This window comes from Candidatus Binatia bacterium (assembly GCA_029243485.1).
GTDB lineage: Bacteria > Desulfobacterota > Binatia > UBA12015 > UBA12015 > VGTG01.
The window spans coordinates 98,766-118,087 of record JAQWRY010000064.1 but is presented as its reverse complement, the minus strand read 5'-3'; the positions used below and the strand labels follow the sequence as shown (position 1 = coordinate 118,087).

Sequence of the window (19,322 nt, the reverse complement as noted above, 5' to 3'; positions counted from 1 at the left end):
GTGTCGCGCCTCCGGCAGGGTTAAATCAACAGGGGAACCCACGAATCCGAGCGGAATTCTTGTACCGAAGCGATTGGCCCACGGGTTCAGCGCGCGATAGGAACGGTGCATGCCAGGACCCCTCGAAGGCGTTCGCGTAATCGACCTGACCACGATGATTTCGGGCCCTGTATCGACTCGGATTCTCGGCGACCAGGGGGCCGACGTCATCAAGGTCGAAGCCCCGGGCCTCGGGGATCTCGTCCGCCATATGGGCGCCATGAAGAACGGGATGTCGTCGACATTCGCGACGTCGAACCGGAACAAGCGCTCGATCATCATCGACTTGAAACGTAAGGAAGGCCGCACCGTCCTCGCGGGTCTCGTTCGCCGGGCGGACGTGCTCGTGCAGAACTTCCGGCCGGGCGCCGTCGAGCGCATGGGGATCGGTGCGGACGTTCTGCGGGCCGCGAACCCCGAACTGATCTACGTCTCCATCAGCGGCTTCGGCGAATCCGGCCCCTACGCGCACAAGCGCGTTTACGACCCGGTCGTTCAGGCGCTGTCCGGCCTCGCCGCAATCCAGGCCGACCGCGCCACCGGGCGGCCGCGCATGATGCGACTCATCGTGCCCGACAAGCTCACGGCCATCACCGCGGCCCAGGCGATCACCGCCGCGCTCTTCGCAAGGACGCGCACCGGCAAGGGGCAGCACCTCCGCCTCTCAATGCTCGACGCGACGGTCGAGTTCCACTGGCCCGAGGGGATGGCTGGCTACACGTGGGTCGGCAACGACGTCAGCCACCCCGGCGCGCGCTACGCGCAGGATCTCGTTTTCGAGACGTCCGACGGCTTCATCACCGCCGGCGCCGTTTCCGATTCCGAGTGGAAGGGCCTCTGCCTGGCAATCGACAAGCTCGACTGGCTACAGGACGAGCGCTTCGCGACGCCGGGGGGGCGAGTGGCGCATGCCGGCGAACGACTCACGATGCTGCAGGACGTCCTTCAGACGAAGACGAGCGCGGACTGGCTCGAGCGGCTCGAAGCGGAAGACGTCCCCTGTGCGCCCGTTCTCGATCGCGCCGGACTCATCGCGCATCCCCAGATCGCAGAGAACGGCTTGGTCGTCGAAGCGGAGCACCCAATCGGCGGTCCGATGCGGCAGGCACGACCGGCCGCCCGGTTCGACGAGCAGAACACGGAGATCCGGCGACACGCTCCCGGGTTTGGCGAGCACACCGATGAGCTCCTCGCCGAAGCGGGCTTCGACACGAGCGAGATCGCGCGCCTACGCTCCGCCGGCGCGATCGCCTAAACGCCGCCACTGCGCCCCGACGAACAAACGTAGACTCGGCGTGAGCTGCTCCCCGTCCGCCAAAGCAGCGAAGACACTGACGAAGAAGACCACCCGACCGCTTCATGGCGCCCCCCCAGAAGTCGAGTCTTTCGGGAAGAGCATTGGGGAGACCTTGGGGCTACGATCTCCCGGCGGAACGTCCCTTTGCTAGGAGTGGCTCTTCTACCTCACGCTGTTCGAGCACGTGCATCAGGCGCTCCACCTCGGCCGACGAGTCGGCGGCCGGAGGCACCGGAGGATCCCCCATGGCGACCGCATCCGCTCCGGGGTTCTTCCGCGGCCGGCCCGGAGGGGGACGGCCGGGCGCCACAGGAAACGGCAGTGAGACCCCTGCGGAGCCCCGCTCCACCTCCAGATGATCGATCTCGCTCTCAACCGCCCGAAGAATGAGAGACTTCAGTGTCTCTCCCGGACGACCGTGCACTGCGGCATCGATCCGATCACTCAGCTCCTGCGGCACCGGAATCGTAATCCGACGCTCGGGCGAACCGCCCTGGCTTCCATACTTACGCGGCATATAGAGAACGCTACGCCAGAAACATGCCGAGCGACACCGCGCGCTTCGCCTCAAGCCGCGTCAAGCTTCTCGAGAAAACAGCAGTATTCGCGGGCACTTCGAACGCCGACCGCCGGGAACTGCTCCACGCGAAAGAACGAACATTTGACTGCGCACGTGCAATGAACTGCGTTCATGCACGATTCGGGGCCGAATATCCGCAGTAAAGAGCTTCGCCTGCACCGCCCCGCCGGCCGCGAATCACGGGCCCTTCGCCTTCACCTGGACCGCATCGTTCCTGAGAGCCGTGCTGAACTCGCTTTCCCAACAACTCGTCGTCACACCATCGTCGATCAGGAACTGGACCGTGACGGGGAACTGGAGCGGAAGCGCCGGCGTCTCGAGGAGAGTCCCCTTCGCCTTGGCCTGAACCTGCGCCTTCCCCGCCATGCCCTGCTTCAGCTGGAGGGTCGTGATGCCCGACGGGTCGCCGCTCTTGTTCACGTACTTGAAGCCGGTCGTCGACCTCGGCTTCCAACAGTCCTTGCCGGCGCAGACGCCGCCGCTCGCCACCGATGCCCCGAGCAGAGGCTGCGTTGTCGCAGAGCTGTCGTAGACACACAGGCTCGCCGTGCTCCCTGCGGTGAGTGGGTCGAGAAAGTCGGCAGTGGCCGTGGCGTCGCCTCGCTTGATCTTGAAGATCAGCTTGTCCTTCGCGTCGTTCGCGCTGTCCTTGATCGTGAGGGTGGCACCCAGGGGTGAGGTATCGCGACAGGGAGTCGTCGGGGTGCTGCCGCAGGTCGCGACGAGCGAACATCCGATGGTGCAGGCCGAACACGCGTCCGCACAGCAGTCTCCCAACCCGACGCAGCCCTCATCGCAGTAACAACCATCCGGGGCCTGTACACCACACGCGCCAGGTGCGGCACAGCCGCAGTCGGCGGCGCAGATGGTCGCATCCTCGCCCGCGTCGCAGACGCCGTTCCCACAGGTGGTCGGGCACTCGCAAGCGCCCGTGCATTCTCCAGGACACGCCGCGTCATCGGTCCCATCGCAGACCTCGCCGACCTCCAGGACGTTGTTGCCGCAGACCGGGTCCTCGCAGGTACAATCCGGATCGCAGACGCCCGTCGGGCAGTTGCCGGGGTCCGAACCATCACAGGCCTCGCCCGGCTCGATGACATCGTTCCCGCAGACCCCCGGATTCGAGATCGCGTACAGGTCCGAGCGGTAGTTCAGGAGGCTGCACCGGATGCGATGCGACTGCTCGTCGGTGAAACGATCCATGCAGGTGTCGTCGCTGTAGTCCATGTAGTTCTCGATCGGATCGAGGGAACTACAGCTGTTCGCGCCGACGGAACAGCCGAAGTTCGAGCTCGCCTCGGAGTTCGTGTCGCAGATGAGATCGCCGCTCGAGTAGCAGTTCGGCGGCGTCGCCGAAGCGCATCCCCCGCTGAACGTGTGCTCGAGGCCCAGGTAGTGACCGACCTCGTGCGTGAGCGTACGGCCCTGATCGTAGGGCGGGCCGCCGAGCGAGTTCCGACCGAAGGCACTCCAGAGAATGACAACACGGTCCACGTTGCTCCCCGCCAGACCACCCTGCGGCAGATTCGGAACGTAACCGAGATACCCTCCCGCGTCGTTCGTGTAGATGTTCATGTACTCGGCGGTGTTCCACGCGAGGGTGTCGTAATACGTGCCACTGTCGCCGAACCACGTGTTGTTCACCGTACGGGTGATGCCTGTCGTCGGGTTTCCGCTCGGATCCGTCGACGCCAATGCGAACTGAATGCCCACGTCGTAGCCCGGCGCGCCCGGCGTTCCGGCCAGTGCACGGAAGTCCTCGTTGAGAACATCGATCTGGCTGTTCACCAACGCATCGGAGATCTGCCCCTGACCGTTCGAGTGTTCGATGATGTGAACGACGACGGGAACCTCGTAGATGTCGACGGTGTCGTAGTCTGTCGACGGGATCGTAAGCGAGAACGTACAGTCCGACGGCGCCACCGACTGGGGGATTACCGACTTCGGCTTCCCGCAGCGCTTGCCGGTCTGCTCGAAGTAGTTCGAGGTGTAGTAATCGCGCCAAGTCGCGAAGGACTCGCCGCCGACCGCAAAGGCCGGCTCGCTGGGCGCCGCCTCAGCCCGAGTTATCAGCAAAAGGAGTGCGCAGACAATGAACACGGGCGTGACGCTCGAAACTCGGCAAAGGCTCATGGCCCCTCCAGGGGGAGTGGGTCGGCACCCGGCCCAGAAGACAGTCATTGTGGCCCCGCTAGCATTGCGAAGTCCACAGCAGGACGCCGATTACTCCCCATAATGTCGGGTCGGAGCGACTACCGCGCTCCGATCGTGCACGTCACCCCCTGTCTCGAAGCCGGGACCGGCCGAGTTGCAGGGGGCCCTAGCCCGCCAGGTAACCCATTTCCGCCGCCGATCGGGTCAGATCCTCTCGGAACTTGGGATGCGCGAGGGAGATCAGGGCCTCCGCGCGCTCCCGGGTCGAGCGGCCCTTGAGGCGGGCGACGCCATACTCCGAAACGACGTAGTGCACATCGGTCCGCGGCGTGGTCACGACCGCACCTTCGGTCAACCTCGGCACGACGCGCGATACGGCGCCGTTCTTCGCCGTCGAGTAGAACGCGATGATCGACTTCCCTCCGGCGTCGAAGGCGCCTCGAACGAAGTCGAGCTGACCGCCGGTCCCGCTGAACTGCGCGGCGCCCATGGATTCCGAGCAACACTGTCCGGTCAGATCGATCTGAATCGTCGCGTTGACCGAGATCAGACCGTCGTTCTTCGCGATGTTCGCCGGGTGATTCGTGTAGTCGACCGGGTGCGCTTCCAGGCAGGGATTGTCGTCCAGGAAATCGTACATTCGCTTCGATCCGGCGGCGAAGGCGAAAATCGCCTTGCCTACGTGGGTCGCCTTTCGCGAACCGTTCGCGACGCCCGACTCGATGAGATCCGCCATCGCGTCTACGAACATCTCCGTGTGGATGCCCAGATCGCGGTGCTGCATGAGGCTCTTGGCTACCGCGTTCGGGACGCCGCCGATCCCGAGCTGAATGGTCGCACCATTGGGGATCATCTCGGAGATGATCTTCCCCATCGCCGCATCCTCTTCACGCTCGGGCGGCACCGGGAGCTCCATCACCGGCTCATCGTGCTCGACGATCGCATCGAACTCGGAGACGTGAACCCAGCCCGAACCGTGAACCCGGGGCATGTGCCGATTGACTTCGGCGATCACGTAGCGGGCCTTCTCGATCGAGGCGAGGTTCGTGTCGACGTTCGTCCCGAGGCTCACGTAGCCCCACTTGTCGACGCGCGAAACGCAAACGACTGCGACGTCGACCTCGGTGTAATCGCGGATCACACGCGGCATCTGGTGGAACTGAACCGGGACGAACTGGGCGGCGCCGCTACCAATCCGCGCCCGATCGACGCCGCTCGAGAAGAAGGACGTCCACTCGATCACTTCCGCCAGGTCGGGCGCGAAGATCGTCTCGGCGCTGTGCTTCGTCGGCAAGAGCGATCCCATGCGGATCTTGCGCCAACCGCCAGCCCGGGCCCGGCCGGCGATGGCCCCCAGCACAGCTCGAGGCTCCCCTACGGCATTGCCCTGCAGGATCAGGGACCCGTCGGGGATGGCGGCAACCGCCTCCTCGGGACTCTGCAAATTGCTCTCGTAATGGTGGCGCCAGTCACTCATGGGATGAGTCCTGCCGGGCCGATCGCGGCAACGCAAGACCGTGAGCCGGCGACGCCCCGGATTGCCCAGTTCGGCCAGTGCTGGTAAGCGCGGGCATGCGCTCGATCGGGATTCTAACAGTATGCGCCCTCCTCGCCGCTTGCGGAGACGGGGCTTCGACCAACTCGGGCTTCGCGTCTGCACCGACCATCTTCTTCGCCGACCACGAAAGCGACATCTACGAGGTCGACGAGCACTGGCTGTGCCGCAAGGACCTGCCGGGTGACGTCTGCGACACCAATCTCGACTCCACCGAGGTCCAAGCCGACGGAACTCTGACCGCCGAACCGCACGTGCCCGCCAGCGATCCGACCTTCGACTGCTTCTACGTCTACCCAACGGTGCGACTCGGAGCCGAAGGCAACGCTCCGTTCGATGGCAACTACAAGGAAGAGATCTTCACGGTTCGCAACCAGGCCGCACGGTTCGGACGCTCCTGCGAGATGTACGCGCCGATCTACCGCCAACGGACGCTAACAGCGCCGGCGGGCAGCACCTCCGGACAGGCGTACGCCGATGTGATCGATTCGTTCCGATACTATCTGGGGCACTGGAACCAGGGGCGACCGTTCATGCTGATCGGACACTCCCAGGGCGCAGGCCATCTCCGGCGCTTGATCCAAGATGAGATCGACGGCAACGACGCCCTCCGCGCGCAGATGATCTCCGCGATGATCCTCGGCAGCACCGTCGTGGTCCCGGCCGGCGAAGACATCGGCGGTTCCTTCCAGAACATTCCCGCGTGCCGGTCCGTCGATCAGTTCAACTGCGTCCTCTCATACGCCTCGTTCCGCGCAACCGCGCCGCCTCCCGACAACTCGATCTTCGGCAGATCCCGCGAGGAAGGGACTCAAGCACTCTGCACGAATCCGGCCGGGCTCGGCGGTGGCCTCGGAGACCTGACGTCCTACTTCAATCTCTTCGAGAACTCCCAATTCGCGGTGGCCGACCCCGACCGCGCCTGGGCCGACGACGTCGTAGACCCTCCGGCGATCTCGACGCCGTTCATCTCCTTCCCCGGCCTCGTGAGTTCCGAGTGCGTCGCCGACGACCAGTTCTCCTACCTCTCTCTCGTCATCAACCCGGACCCGGGCCCGCGCGCCGACGACGTCGGCGGCGATCTCACACCCGACTGGGGGATGCACATCATCGATGCAAACGTGGCGCTCGGGAACCTGATCTCGATCGTCGAACGCCAGGCCGATGCCTGGCACGCGGCACGGCGGTAAAATTTATGACTTCACGCTGGCCGATCTGGGTACTCGCCATGGCTCTCTTCTCTTGTGCAGGAACACGCCCTACGGACATCGGCGTGATCGATGGCCATCTGGCCCCGTGCCCCTCTTCGCCGAACTGTGTGTCGAGCGACGCGGACGCCGACGACTCGACGCACTACGTGGCACCGTTCGTTCTGGCGACGGAGCCCGCCGCCGCGTGGAAGGCAGCCGAAACGGCCGTCGCGGCGATACCGCGCACCGAGGTCTTCACCCAGACTCCCGACTACCTCTACGCGGAGTGCACGAGCACGCTGATGGGCTTCGTCGACGACCTCGAACTGCAGCTCCGGGCCCACGACGGCATCATCGCCGTCCGCTCGGCCTCGCGAATCGGGTACGGCGACATGGGAGTGAACCGCACGCGCATCGAAGACTTGCGGAGCACCCTCCTCGCCAAGGGCGCGATCAAACCAGCGAAGTAGTCGCCGCTCAGAAAATCGGGCTGTCGATTGTCGCCGGGACGCAGAGCTCGGCTTCACGTCGCGTGTCGAGTTCCAATGTTCCGAACTCGTCGACGACGTGGATGCGTTTCCGTACCTTCTGGTGCTTCGCTTCGGAAGACAAACGCGACACACGATAACACATCAGGTGCGCGTTCGGGTTCATCACCCCCGCGCCGTCCGAATCGACGGCGAGGCAGAGACGGCCCGGCTTCAGAACCTGGTACGTCCGCTGCTCGAGAGACTCCGCCACCTCGACCGTCGTGCCCTTTGGATACTTCCCTTGCGACATGCGCGCCGTGTAGCACTCATGGTGGTCGATGATGCCCGTGCCAAGAGGCGCAGCCGGGCCGTCCAGCTGGTACCCGGCCGGGGAGAGCAACCCGGAAACCTTCAGAGGATCTACCACGATGGAGCCGAAGCGGTCCGTCACCACAATGGCCGGAGGACGCGGGCGGGACGTGCGCTCCTTCATCTTGTAACCGACGAGGTGCGCGGCCGAGGAGAACACCGGCTCCGATTCGACCGAGCCCGGAACACAGATCGATTGTGCGAGCCGGATGTCGGACTCGTTCGCGCCGAATGCGTCGGTCAGGGGATGCCTGGAGACCGGAAGGAACGGGAGCGTCCCTCGCGTCACGGCCGCCTTATAGCACATATAGGAGTCACCACAGCTCAACGGCGACCGGTCGGCCCCGATGCAGGATCCGGCAGCGCACGCGCTGTCTGAAGTACAGATGTCTCCGTCGTCGCACACGGCCCCGTCCGGCTCGAGCTGACACGTCCCCGAGCAGCAGTCGCCACTCACTCCGTTGCCATCGTCGCATTGTTCGCCGGCCTCGATGATCGCGTTGCCGCAGAACTCGCCATCCGCCGAGGTCAACGTGTAGGTCACGCGACCTTCCGCGTTGCAGGCGTCGTACACCGTGAACTCGACTTCATTCGGGCCTGCCTGGAGGGAAATGGTCGCTTCCCAATCCTGGAGCACGCCCGGATCCAAGTAGCCCCACTTGTCCGTCGTCTTGTTGTTCCAACGCGGCGTGTCCCCGCCGATCACGCCGGTCTGATCCAACGCGACGACGATCGTCGAGCCGATGGCCCCCTGGCTCGCGGGCTCCACGAGGTTGGCCTGCGGGGCAACGAGGTCGGGGCCGTAGAGAAGCAGGCGAGGTGCGCGCGCGAAGGCCTCGTCGGGCGGTGTCGACGGATCGCTCTCGGCGATGAAGCGTGCGCCGTCGCGTTGATAGAGCTTCACGGATCCGGAGCTGACGAGCGTCTCGTCGGTCACCTTCAGCAGCCAACTCACGGGACTTGCGCTCGCCACGAGGTCGTCGGTGACGTTCCACCCGAGCGTCCCCTGCGAGGGCGTGAGGTAGGGCGCGTCATCGGTTGCGGTCGTGGAGTAGCACGTGCCAGCTCCGCAAATATCGCCACCCGACCACATGTCTTCCGCGGCGCAATCGCTCGAGTTGCTCGCTGCCAGGTCCGTGTCCACGCGGCAGTTCCAGGTCGTACCCGAACCGCTGCCCGGGAACGATCCGAGACTTTGCCCCGACCAGCTGAAGCTATCGAACGCTTGATTCCCCTCGACCCAGTCGACGTTGAGTCGATACGCGGAGAATGTCGAGCCGGCTATGGTCGGTGTCCCATCGTGAATCGACGCACCCAGCAGACCGCAGTCGAGCGTTTCCATGGCGGCACCCTGGCAGCTCAGATCGAAGCCGATAAGGCCACGGACGTTGGGGGATCTCTTCAGCCAGAAGAGACCGGTCGCACCGTTGTTCGAACTGCGGTGCGTTTCCATCGTCCGCGCGTCTCGGGTCGCGCGCAGCGTAAGGCCGGCCTCGACCGGGAAGTTCACGTCGATCGGACACCACTCGTCCGGCCCACCCGTGCAGCGCTCACTCGCGTCACAGGTGAAGACCTCGCCGTCGAAGCTACCGGATCCGGCACGGCACACTTCGTCCGAGTCGGACAGAGCATCGGGAGGACAAACGCCCCCGGCGCCACCGGGGCACTGCTCGTCCGGGTCACACACGAAGCCGGAGCCGTTGGGGTCACCGCCGCCCGCGTTGCAGACGGTACCCGCAGGCGAGAACTCGTCGGTCGGACAGGCTTCACCGGCGACCGCGGTACAGACCTCATCGGGATCACACACGAAGCCGCCGCCGCTCGGATCGCCACCGCCGACGCGGCAAACCGTCGTATCGGGTGCGATGTCATCGGTCGCACAAGCGGCTCCCGCGGTTCCGGGACAAACCTCGTCGGGATCGCACACGTCGCCCGAACCAGTCCGACAGACGGTCGTCACCGGCTCGAACAGGTCGGTCGGGCATTCCTCGCCGGCCGCACCCGTGCACGTCTCGTCTGCGTCACAGACGATGCCCGAGCCGTTCGGGTCTCCCGAACCGGGGCGACACACCAAGGTGGCGGGCGAGACGACGTCCGATGGGCACTCCTCGCCGGCCGATCCGGTGCACAACTCATCGGGATCGCACGCATCGCCCGAGCCCGCACGGCACACCTGGGTCGCAGGAGAGATCGCATCCGAAGGACACTCTTCGCCCGCGCTTCCCGTGCACAACTCCTCGGGATCGCACGAGTCACCCGACCCGTCGCGGCAAACCTGGGTCGCGGGAGAGATCGTGTCGGTGGGGCAGGCCTCGCCGACGTTTCCGCTGCACAACTCGTCGGGGTCGCACGCATCACCCGAGCCGGAGCGACAGACCTCCGTCGCCGGAGAAACGGTGTCCGATGGACACGCCGCCCCCGCGCTTCCCGTGCACAGTTCGTCGGGGTCGCACGAATCACCCGAGCCGGTACGACAGACCTGCGTCACAGGGGAGATCGTATCGGACGGGCACGCCTGTCCGGCGCTTCCCGTGCACAGTTCGTCGGGGTCGCACGAATCACCGGAACCCGGGCGACAGACCAGCGTCGCCGGGGAGATCGTATCGGACGGACACGCTTGACCAGCAGCACCCGTGCACAGCTCGTTCGGATCGCAGGCGTCGCCGGAACCGGCGCGACACACCTGCGTCACCGGGGAGATCGTATCGGACGGACAAGCCAGACCGGCGGCACCCGTGCAGAATTCATCAGGATCGCACGAATCACCGGAGCCGAAGCGACATACGGTGACGGGCGGCGACACTTGGTCGGCGGGACACACTTCACCCGCGTTTCCGGTGCACAACTCGTCGGGGTCGCACAGATCACCGGAGCCTACCCCACAGACCGACGTTGTCGGTTCGGTCGTGGCAGCGGGGCAGGCTTCCGTGGCGACGCCCGTGCACTCCTTCGCAGGATCACACAGATCGCCGGAGCCCGCGTAGCACTGCGTCCCGACCGACAAGACGACGTCACCCGGACACGCTTCGAGGGCGTTCCCGGTGCACATCTCTCCGGGATCGCACAGGTCGCCCGAGCCGAATCGACAAACGGTCGTCAGCGGTTCGATCGTCGCTGCGGGACACGCCTCGGTTGCGACGCCCGTACACTCTTTCGCCGGATCGCAGAGGTCGCCCGAGCCCGCGTAACACCCGGTGCCATTCGGAAGGACGGTGTCGCTCGGACACGCGTCGGAACTCCCCGTACACATCTCGGCGGGATCACACGCATCCCCGGATCCCGCGAGACAAACGGTCGTCGCGGGCTCGAATAGACACGTCGCGGCATTGCAGCACGCGTCGAACGGAGCTTCGCACTCCTCGCCTGCATCGAGCATGGTATCCCCGCAGACCTGCGCGGACACTTCCGGAGCAAAACCTAGAAGAAAGATCGCCATGAGGACGATCATCCAGACCGTGCTCGCAGGCTCCGATTGGCTCTCGGGACAAACGCATGCCTGGTGGTCGGGGGAAGAGGGGGGGGGGCATTCGGGGGTTTCTCCGGAGTGTCGCGGCAGGGGGGGACAGGTGACAAAGTGTTAGCTTCTTGGCAGATGCTTGGGCAAGTCCGTTCTTGCGAAAATGCCTTATCTTCAGTCACTATGCCGCAAGGACACAGGTTGTCGCCCTGCCAGTTGAGACACAGTGGGCGCCCTGGCATCCCCTACCCCGACTGCGCGCAGGTCCCCTCGGGCGGCCGCAGCTACCGTCCGCTAAGCTCCCGCTTTCGCCATGGATTCCATCGCCCACCTAATTTCACAGGAGATCGACCGACGCCGGACGTTCGCGATCATCTCGCACCCCGACGCCGGCAAGACGACCCTCACTGAGAAGATCTTGCTCTTCGGGGGCGCCGTCCGAGAGGCCGGGGCGGTCCGAGCCCAGCGCGCGGCGCGACACGCCACGAGCGACTGGCTCGACATCGAAAAACAGCGCGGCATCTCAGTCTCGAGCTCGGTCATGCACGCCGAGTACGAGGGGATCCGGATCAACATCCTCGACACACCGGGGCACCGTGACTTCAGCGAGGACACGTACCGCACGCTCCTGGCGGCGGACAGCGTCGTCATGCTCATCGATGCCGCGAAGGGCGTCGAGCCGCAAACGAGGCGACTGTTCGAAGTCTGCCGCATGCGGGGCCTGCCGATCTTCACCTTCATCAACAAGATGGACCGTGCAGGACTCGACCCACTCGAGCTCCTCGGTGAGATCGAAGAGGTGCTCGGCATCGAGGCCATCCCGGTGAACTGGTCAGTCGGCTCCGGACGCGAATTCCGTGGTGTATACGACCGACTCGGCCGCAAGCTGCTTCTCTTCGGCGGCGGCAATCACGGCGCAACCGAACTCGACGAAACCGAGATCGCCGGTGAGGTCAGCGATGCCGCCGTGCGAGCCGGCATGGGCCCCGAGGCCGACGCGACCACCGAAGCTCTCGAGCTTCTCGACGGCGCCGGCACGGAATTCGACCTGGGACGCGTGCGTGCCGGCACGCAGACGCCGGTGTTTTTCGGAAGCGCACTCACCAACTATGGCGTGCGGCCCTTCATCGAAAGATTCCTCACGATGGCGCCGTGCCCCGGACCGCAGCTCGCGGCGAGCGGACCCATCGACCCGGTCGAGACCCCGTTCTCCGCGTTCGTCTTCAAGATCCAAGCGAACATGGATCCGGACCATCGAGACCGCATCGCGTTCGTCCGGATCTGCTCCGGACGCTACGTGCAGGGTCTGACCGCGAAGCATCAGCGAACGGGCAAGACCATCCGCCTCGCGAAGTCGACGCTCCTCATGGGTCGAAGCAGAGAGGGCGTCGCCGAGGCCTTCCCGGGAGACGTGGTGGGTCTCTTCGATCCAGGCATGCTCCGCATCGGCGACACGATCTGTGAGAGCGGCGACATCTCCTTCGTCGACTTCCCTGCGTTTGCCCCCGAGCACTTCATGCGAATCGAACTCGGGCTCGTCACCAAACGGAAAGCGCTCGCGAAGGGCCTCGAGCAGCTCACGCAGGAGGGAGCCGTGCAGTTGTTCCGTGATCAAGACGGCTCGTCCGCCACGATCGTGGGTGCGGTCGGCCCCCTGCAGTTCGACGTCCTGAAACACCGCATGGCGGCCGAGTACAAAGTCGAGCTGCGGCTGTCTCCTCTCACGTTCAAGGTCGCGCGCTGGCCGCAGGCCGGATTCGATGAGGACATGGTCCGCCACTCGACCATGACGAAGCTCGTCTTCGACCGGGACTCCCGGCCGGTCATCCTGGCCCAGAGCCAAGCATTCCTGGACAATCTGGTGCAGCGCCACCCGAAGCTCGAGCTGGCCGACACGCCCGACCCGAGCCTTTTCCAGCGCACGCAGAACGCGGCCTAGGCGGCACGCCTCACTCCGGGACAAGAAACCCGCCTTCGCCGAGGATCGCTCAGACCCGACAGCGACTCCCGCGCCCGGCCAAAGTCCGCAGGAGCCCCCGGGGAAAACCGCAGATCAAGACGAACGGCCAACGCCACCCCCGACGATCCGCGCCCACGAGTTTTTCGACGGGTTTTCGGTCGGGGGCGGTTCCACCCTCCGAAACCAGCGTTCCGCATTGGGCTTAGGGGAGGAAGCGGGACCGTCGATAGTTCCCAGACGGAACGGAGGATACGTCCATGAACTGGTCCCGACATGCCCGCGACTTGCCCCTCGCCATCGGCGTTGCGCTAGCGATCGCCCTCGCCCCGACACCCGTGCGCGCCGAAGCGCCCGCGCTCTACTACATCCTCGACGGATCCGGCTCGATGTGGGGGCGCGTCGACGGCCAAATGAAGATCCAGGTCGCGAAGGACGTGATGGGCAAGCTCATCGAGGGCACGCCAAACGAGCTTCACGCCGCCGTGTCCGTCTACGGCCATCGCCGCAAGGCCGACTGCACGGACATCGAAGAGATCGTGGCTCTCGGGCCACTCGACCGTCCCGATGCGATACGTGCAGTGAAGAAGATCACACCACGCGGCAAAACCCCGATCTCCGAGAGCATCAAGCGCGCCGCCGAGCGCGTGAAGGAGCGCGAGGAGCAGACGACCATCGTGCTCGTGAGCGATGGCATCGAGACATGCGACTCCGACCCCTGCGCCGTCACCCGGGCACTCAAGGAAAGCGGCGCGAAGTTCGTTCTCCACGTCGTCGGCTTCGCCGTGGACGATGCGACGCGCGAGCAACTCTCGTGCGTCGCCGAGGCGGGTGGCGGAAGCTACTGGTCGACCAGCGACGCGGACGAGCTTCTGTCCACTCTCTCCCGCATCCAGGAGAGCGCCGTGACGCAAGTCGCAATGGCCACACCCCAACCGGCTCCCGAGCCGACCGCGTCCCCCAAGCGCATCGTGCAGGAGTCCAGCGGCGGCTCAACGTCGATCAAGATCAAGGCCGCTCGACCGGGCCGGATTCGCTTCGCACACGACGAATGGGTCAAGCGCCCCTACTACTGGAAGCTCGTCGACGCGGAGACCGGTGAAGAGAAGTTCAAGGCGCACGATCTCTCCGAACAGATCGTCCCTCCCGGCACTTACCAACTCGTCTGGCGCGAGCGGGAACACGGCGCCGGCGAGGTCCTGCTCGGAGAAGTCATGACCGTGGCCCCCGGCGAGGTCGTCGAGGTGCCTCTTAGGACAGCAATTCGTCTCAACGTGCCGACGTGGGTCGACGATCCGTATTATTGGATGCTCCGCGATCCGGACACCGACGAAATCGTCGCGCGCTTCCGTTCTCTGGTGCCGCAGCTGGTGCCGCCGGGCGAATGGGATTTGATCTGGCGCCAGGTGGAACACGGCGCACAGGAGACGCGTCTCGGCAACATCAAGGTCGACCCGGACGTGACCAACCAGGTTGAGATCGCCACTTCGATCCAGCCCGCACGAGCCGATTGGGTCCACGAGGACACCTACTATTGGGGACTCCAGGACCCCGAGTCCGGGAAGTGGATCGCGCGGTTCGGTAAGAAGATCGCGCGCCAGCTGGTCGGCCCCGGCCAATACCGACTCGTGTACCGGCGGAGCGAACACGGCTCGTCCGAGTCGGACCTGGGCCTGGTCGAGATCTCGGAGGGCCAGTTGAACGAGCCGACGATCAACACCGGCGTGAAAATCGTGCCGAGTCCGGATCTCGCGCCTCCCTACCGCATCGAATACATTGAGCTCGACGAGGACGGGAAAGAGATCCGGATGGTCACGCAAGGCGGCCGCTGGGAGCCGATGCCCCTCAAGCCGGGCAAGTACCGCGTGAACTACCACCAAAAGGAACACCAGACCGAGAAGTTCACGTTGGTGGAGTCGTTCGACCTGCCGGCGGGCGCCCTGGTCGAGATCGACCTCTGACCGCTCGACTTCCGAACACTCCGCAGATCCTGTAGCTCTTCTCGGATGGTCAGCCTTCTCAGAAAAATCGGGTTCCAGGGCGACGGCCCTCCTACCAAGAAAGGCGAGGTGCACGACCGCATCCACGCCGAACTCTCGCGGCTCGGCGAGGAACGCGTCGAATACCTCGCCGCGTTCGCTGGCTTGCTCGCGCGAGCGGCCTTCGGCGACCTCGAGATCTCCGAGGAGGAAGAGCGCGCGATGAAGGACTGCCTTCGGAAGACCGCGGGCCTCGAAGACAAGGACGCAGAACTCGTCGCGCACATCGCGCGAAACGCCACCGAGGCATTGGCCGGAGTGGAGGACTACCTCCTCACTCGGACGTGCAACGACCGCGCGACGCCACAGGAAAAGGAAGTCCTCCTCGACTGCATGTACGAAGTCGCCGCCGCGGACGGAACCGTGTCGAATGCCGAGGACGAGGAGATCAAGCAGATCGGCTCCGCGCTGATGATCCAACATGCACGCATGATGGACGTCCGCGCGAAGTACCGGGACAAGCTCTCGATTCTGCGCAACCTCCCGTCCTGACGAGCGACCCTATGGACGTCGCTCACGAGCCGCGGCCTCCATTGAGCCCACGCTCGTGGCCGAGAGCCGCAGTCGGGCTCACCGCGGTACTCGTGCTCGGACTCTACGTAGGTGTCGGCGTGTTCGACCACGAGATCTGGGCGCCGGTCGAGCCCACGATCGCGGGCGTCGTCTGGAACATGGTCGACACCGGGAACCTCGCCGTCCCGTTCGTCAACCACGACGCCTGGGTCGAGAAGCCGCCTTTCTACTATTGGCTGGCCTGGGCCAGCGCGGGCTCCCTCGGAGGACTCGACGCGGGAACGCTGCGGCTACCGGCGGCGCTCCTCGGCCTCGGATGCCTAGGGTTCGTCTTTTGGACCTCCCGACGCACCTGGGGCACGGAGGTCGCTTGCATCACGACGCTCGCCGCCGCGGCATCGGTGATGCTTTGGGATACCGCGCACCGCGCGTCCTCGGACATCTCCGCGACCTTCTTTACGTTCCTGTGCTTCGCACTCTTTACGCGCAGCCTCCATCGGACTCAGGGAAGCACGCCGGACCGACGGCAGCCGTGGGACCTCGCGTTCTGCATCACGCTCGCCGCGTCGTTCTACGCGAAGAACGTCTTCACGTTCCTGCTCGTTCTTCCGCCCGTGGTGGTCTTCCTGTTATTGGCCCGGCAGCCGCGCCGACTGGCCACCCTCGGCATAATCACCGCGGTCGCCCTCGTCGTCCTCCTCACCCCGTGGATCGTGGCGGTCTACCTCGAAGGGGGCACGGAACCTCTGCGAATCATCTTCTACGACAACACCCTCGGGCGCTTCCTCCCGATGGACGAGGAGTATGCGCTCCAGTTCACGACCACGATGTCCGACGCAATGATCGCCGAGAAGGAACCCGCTCTCTTCTACGTCCCGAGATTGTTTGCCTACCCGCTTCCGTGGACGGCGATCTTCCTTGTCGCCCTCGTGGATCTGTTCCGAACCCGGCGCGCCCACGGAGACTTCGAGCGCTTCCTCCTCGTGGGCGTCCTAACCATGCCGATCGTTCTGACTCTCTCGAGCGCGAAGTCCACAGACTACATGGTCCCCATCCTGTTCTTCGACGTGCTGATCATCGGCCGTCTGGTCGCGAGCCTCATCCGGGGTCGGCCGCTCGAAGCGTGGGAGCGTGTCCTCGTGCTCGCCAACGTGCTCGTCGCGCTCGTGTTGATCGCCGTCTTTCCGATCGTGCTCGCGATCCTCTTCGGCAGCGCCACGACCCTCGTTTTCGCGCCACCCGCCGCGCTCACCGCGTGGTGGCTCTGGAGCCGGCTTCGCCAGGACGCACCGAACGCACGCTGGTGTTTCGACTTCGGGGCGAGCGCGGTCGTGGCCGCGACACTCGGTCTCGCGATTGCGATTCCCGCCGTCGACGTCGACAAGTCCTACGGCCCCTACTTCGACGACGTTCAACCACTCGCCGCCAATCGCCACCTCGTCACGACCTTTCACGAGATCAATCGCCTTCCGCTCATCAACTACTACCTCGAGCGACGCGCCGAGACGTTCGAGACGTTCGCGCCCGTCGCCACCCTGCTCGAAGGCAACGATCCCATAGCCGCGTTCGTCCGGTGCCACCGATACGCGGAGCACCGCGTACGCCTCGAAGCCACCCCGGGTATTTCGATGCTCGCCGAGCCCGAGCGGAAGGACATCTGCTTCGTCTGGAATCACGCGCGCGCTCCACGCTTGCCCCTGCGTCGCACGGGCAGCTAGACGGGAAGTCGTGGATAACGCGGAAACGAGAAGCGAATTGCCCTCCGGGCTCGTCGCGTTCGTGAAGCGAGATTGCCCGACGTGCGAGCTCATCGTTCCCGTGCTGCAGCAACTCGCTGCGGGCCAGGACCTCACGATCTTCACACAGGATGATCCGAGCTTTCCCGAAGGCCTGGAATCGCGAGACGATACCGACCTCGGGCTCTCCTACCAGCACGCCGTAGAAACCGTCCCGACGCTACTGCGGATCGAATCGGGCACGGAGAAAGCCCGCGCCGTCGGCTGGCATCGAGGCGACTGGGAGGCACTGACCGGCCTCACGGATCTCGGTTCGGCGTTGCCCCCGTTCCGCCCCGGATGCGGCTCTCTCTCGGTCGAGCCCGAGAACGAAGCCGAGCTCCGCGTCCGGTTCGAGGGGCACACTCTCGGCGCCCGGCGCGTCGAGATCGCCTCCCTCGAAGACGAGATGGAAGCCCTCTTCGACCGCGGCTGGACCGATGGGCTTCCCGTCGTGCCGCCGACCGAGCGTCGTGTGCTCGCGATGCTCGAAGGCACGACACGCGTTCCCGGCGAGGTCGTCGCAACGGTCGCACCCGACCTCGTAGAGTGCACCGTCGAGAAGGTCGCCATCAACGCGGTGCTGGCCGGGTGCAAACCGGAGTACCTGCCGGTCGTCCTCGCCGCCGTCGAAGCGACGTGCACCGACCGGTTCAACATCCACGGCGTCCTCGCAACGACGATGGGCGTCGGCCCGACGTTGATCGTGAACGGACCGATCCGCAAGGCACTCGGCATGAACGCGGGCATCAACGTGCTCGGCCAAGGAAACCGTGCCAACGCCACTATCGGACGCGCCCTGCAGCTCGTCATCCGAAACGTCGGCGGCGGTCGCCCCGGCGAGATCGATCGGGCGACGTACGGCAATCCCGGCAAGCTCGGACTGTGCTTCCCCGAGGACGAGGAAGGATCGCCCTGGGAGCCTCTGGCGGCAGACTTCGGCTTCGAGACAGGCACCAACACTGTGACTGTGTTCGCCGCCGAAAGCCCCCACAACATAGTGGACCAGCTCTCGCGCGAGCCCGAGTCACTCGCGCGATCGCTCGCCGGCTGTCTGCGCGCCGTGCATCATCCAAAGCTCATCATCGGCTTCGGCGCGATGTTGGTCATCGGCCCGGAGCACGCTCGCGTGTTCCGAGAGGGCGGGTGGTCGAAGGCGAAGCTGAAGGAGCGGCTCCACGAGATCCTCCGGTTCACGGGCGCCGACCTCATGCGCGACGCGGGCGGCATCACCGAGGGCATCTCTCTCCCACCCGAGATGAAGGATGCCCAGCTTCCGAAGTTCAAACCCGACGCGCTCCACATCGTTCATGCCGGCGGTGGCGCCGGCCTCTTTTCCGTCATCCTGAACGGCTGGCTCACCGGAACTGAGGGCAGCGAGCCCGTCACAAGGGAGATTCGACCATGAACCGACGACGCATCGTCCTCGATCCGACCAGCGAGCGAAACCTCGCCACCCGCGTGCGCCTTCCCCGGCTCGATACCCTCGAAGGGAAGAAGATCGGGCTGCTGGACATCTCGAAGGCGCGCGGGGACATCTTCCTCGACCAACTGCAGATTCGACTGCAGGAGCGCGGCGCCACAGTCGAACGATTCCGGAAGCCTACGTTCACCAAGCCCGCGCCCGAGGATCTTCGGCAGCAGATCACCGTCCAGTGCGAGGCGGTCGTCGAAGCCCTCGCCGATTGAGGAAGCTGTACGTCGTGCAGTGTGCACGACATCGTAGATCTGGAAGGACGCGGCATCCCCGGGGTGTACCTGGCAACGGTTCAGTTCGAGGACGCCGGGGCCGCGCAGGCAAAGGCGCTGGGTGCGGACCCGGCGGCCGTCTTTCTGCCGCACCCCATCCAGGACCGAACCGACGACGAGATGCGCGCCTTGGCCGATGAGGCCGTCGTGAAGATCGTCGCCGGGCTCGTCGCCTAGG

The 19,322-nt window shown here is 65.2% G+C and carries 13 protein-coding genes; 9 read left to right on the top strand and 4 right to left on the bottom strand.

Translation table 11 applies throughout. The features are described from left to right. The first annotated feature begins 109 nt into the window (after window positions 1-109). On the top strand, window positions 110-1,294 hold the full coding sequence (locus P8R42_18905; GenBank protein ID MDG2306678.1) for a CoA transferase: 1,185 nt from the start codon (window positions 110-112) through the stop codon (window positions 1,292-1,294). Window positions 1,295-1,454: 160 nt separating this feature from the next. Here the strand turns inward: P8R42_18905 and P8R42_18900 are convergent, their stop codons facing one another. From P8R42_18900 to P8R42_18890, 3 genes are all read right to left on the bottom strand, one after another. After that, window positions 1,455-1,853, bottom strand: a complete 399-nt coding sequence (locus P8R42_18900) for a hypothetical protein (GenBank protein ID MDG2306677.1) — start codon at window positions 1,851-1,853, stop codon at window positions 1,455-1,457. Between the two features lie 240 nt (window positions 1,854-2,093). After that, a complete protein-coding gene (locus P8R42_18895; GenBank protein MDG2306676.1) occupies window positions 2,094-4,049 on the bottom strand; it encodes a zinc metalloprotease in 1,956 nt (651 codons plus the stop codon). 187 nt (window positions 4,050-4,236) lie between these two features. After that, on the bottom strand, window positions 4,237-5,547 hold the full coding sequence (locus P8R42_18890; protein ID MDG2306675.1) for an acetyl-CoA hydrolase/transferase C-terminal domain-containing protein: 1,311 nt from the start codon (window positions 5,545-5,547) through the stop codon (window positions 4,237-4,239). 95 nt (window positions 5,548-5,642) lie between these two features. Between P8R42_18890 and P8R42_18885 the strand changes: the two genes are divergently transcribed. Together P8R42_18885 and P8R42_18880 are read left to right on the top strand one after the other, a co-directional pair. Beyond that, window positions 5,643-6,815, top strand: a complete 1,173-nt coding sequence (locus tag P8R42_18885) for a DUF3089 domain-containing protein (GenBank protein MDG2306674.1) — start codon at window positions 5,643-5,645, stop codon at window positions 6,813-6,815. Window positions 6,816-6,820: 5 nt separating this feature from the next. After that, window positions 6,821-7,285 (top strand): DUF1499 domain-containing protein, encoded by a 465-nt coding sequence (locus P8R42_18880; GenBank protein MDG2306673.1) that lies wholly within the window; start codon window positions 6,821-6,823, stop codon window positions 7,283-7,285. Between the two features lie 7 nt (window positions 7,286-7,292). Here the strand turns inward: P8R42_18880 and P8R42_18875 are convergent, their stop codons facing one another. Then, on the bottom strand, window positions 7,293-11,090 hold the full coding sequence (locus tag P8R42_18875; protein ID MDG2306672.1) for a hypothetical protein: 3,798 nt from the start codon (window positions 11,088-11,090) through the stop codon (window positions 7,293-7,295). A gap of 334 nt (window positions 11,091-11,424) precedes the next feature. Here P8R42_18875 and P8R42_18870 point away from each other — a divergent pair, with 334 nt between their 5' ends. The 6 genes from P8R42_18870 to P8R42_18845 all read left to right on the top strand — a co-directional run bounded on the left by P8R42_18870 (window position 11,425) and on the right by P8R42_18845 (window position 19,321). Then, window positions 11,425-13,050: a peptide chain release factor 3 gene (locus P8R42_18870; GenBank protein MDG2306671.1), complete on the top strand. Its 1,626-nt coding sequence runs from the start codon at window positions 11,425-11,427 to the stop codon at window positions 13,048-13,050. 278 nt (window positions 13,051-13,328) lie between these two features. Further along, window positions 13,329-15,029 (top strand): VWA domain-containing protein, encoded by a 1,701-nt coding sequence (locus tag P8R42_18865; protein ID MDG2306670.1) that lies wholly within the window; start codon window positions 13,329-13,331, stop codon window positions 15,027-15,029. 45 nt (window positions 15,030-15,074) lie between these two features. After that, window positions 15,075-15,599: a TerB family tellurite resistance protein gene (locus P8R42_18860; GenBank protein MDG2306669.1), complete on the top strand. Its 525-nt coding sequence runs from the start codon at window positions 15,075-15,077 to the stop codon at window positions 15,597-15,599. A gap of 92 nt (window positions 15,600-15,691) precedes the next feature. Next, complete coding sequence (locus P8R42_18855; protein ID MDG2306668.1) at window positions 15,692-17,338, top strand: glycosyltransferase family 39 protein; 1,647 nt, start codon at window positions 15,692-15,694, stop codon at window positions 17,336-17,338. A 10-nt stretch (window positions 17,339-17,348) separates the two neighbouring features. After that, window positions 17,349-18,803 carry a thioredoxin family protein gene (locus P8R42_18850; protein MDG2306667.1) on the top strand — a complete coding sequence of 485 codons (1,455 nt, stop codon included), beginning with the start codon at window positions 17,349-17,351 and terminating at the stop codon, window positions 18,801-18,803. Next, a complete protein-coding gene (locus P8R42_18845; protein ID MDG2306666.1) occupies window positions 18,800-19,321 on the top strand; it encodes a UGSC family (seleno)protein in 522 nt (173 codons plus the stop codon). Before P8R42_18850 ends, P8R42_18845 begins: the two co-directional genes overlap by 4 nt. Window position 19,322 lies beyond the last annotated feature (1 nt).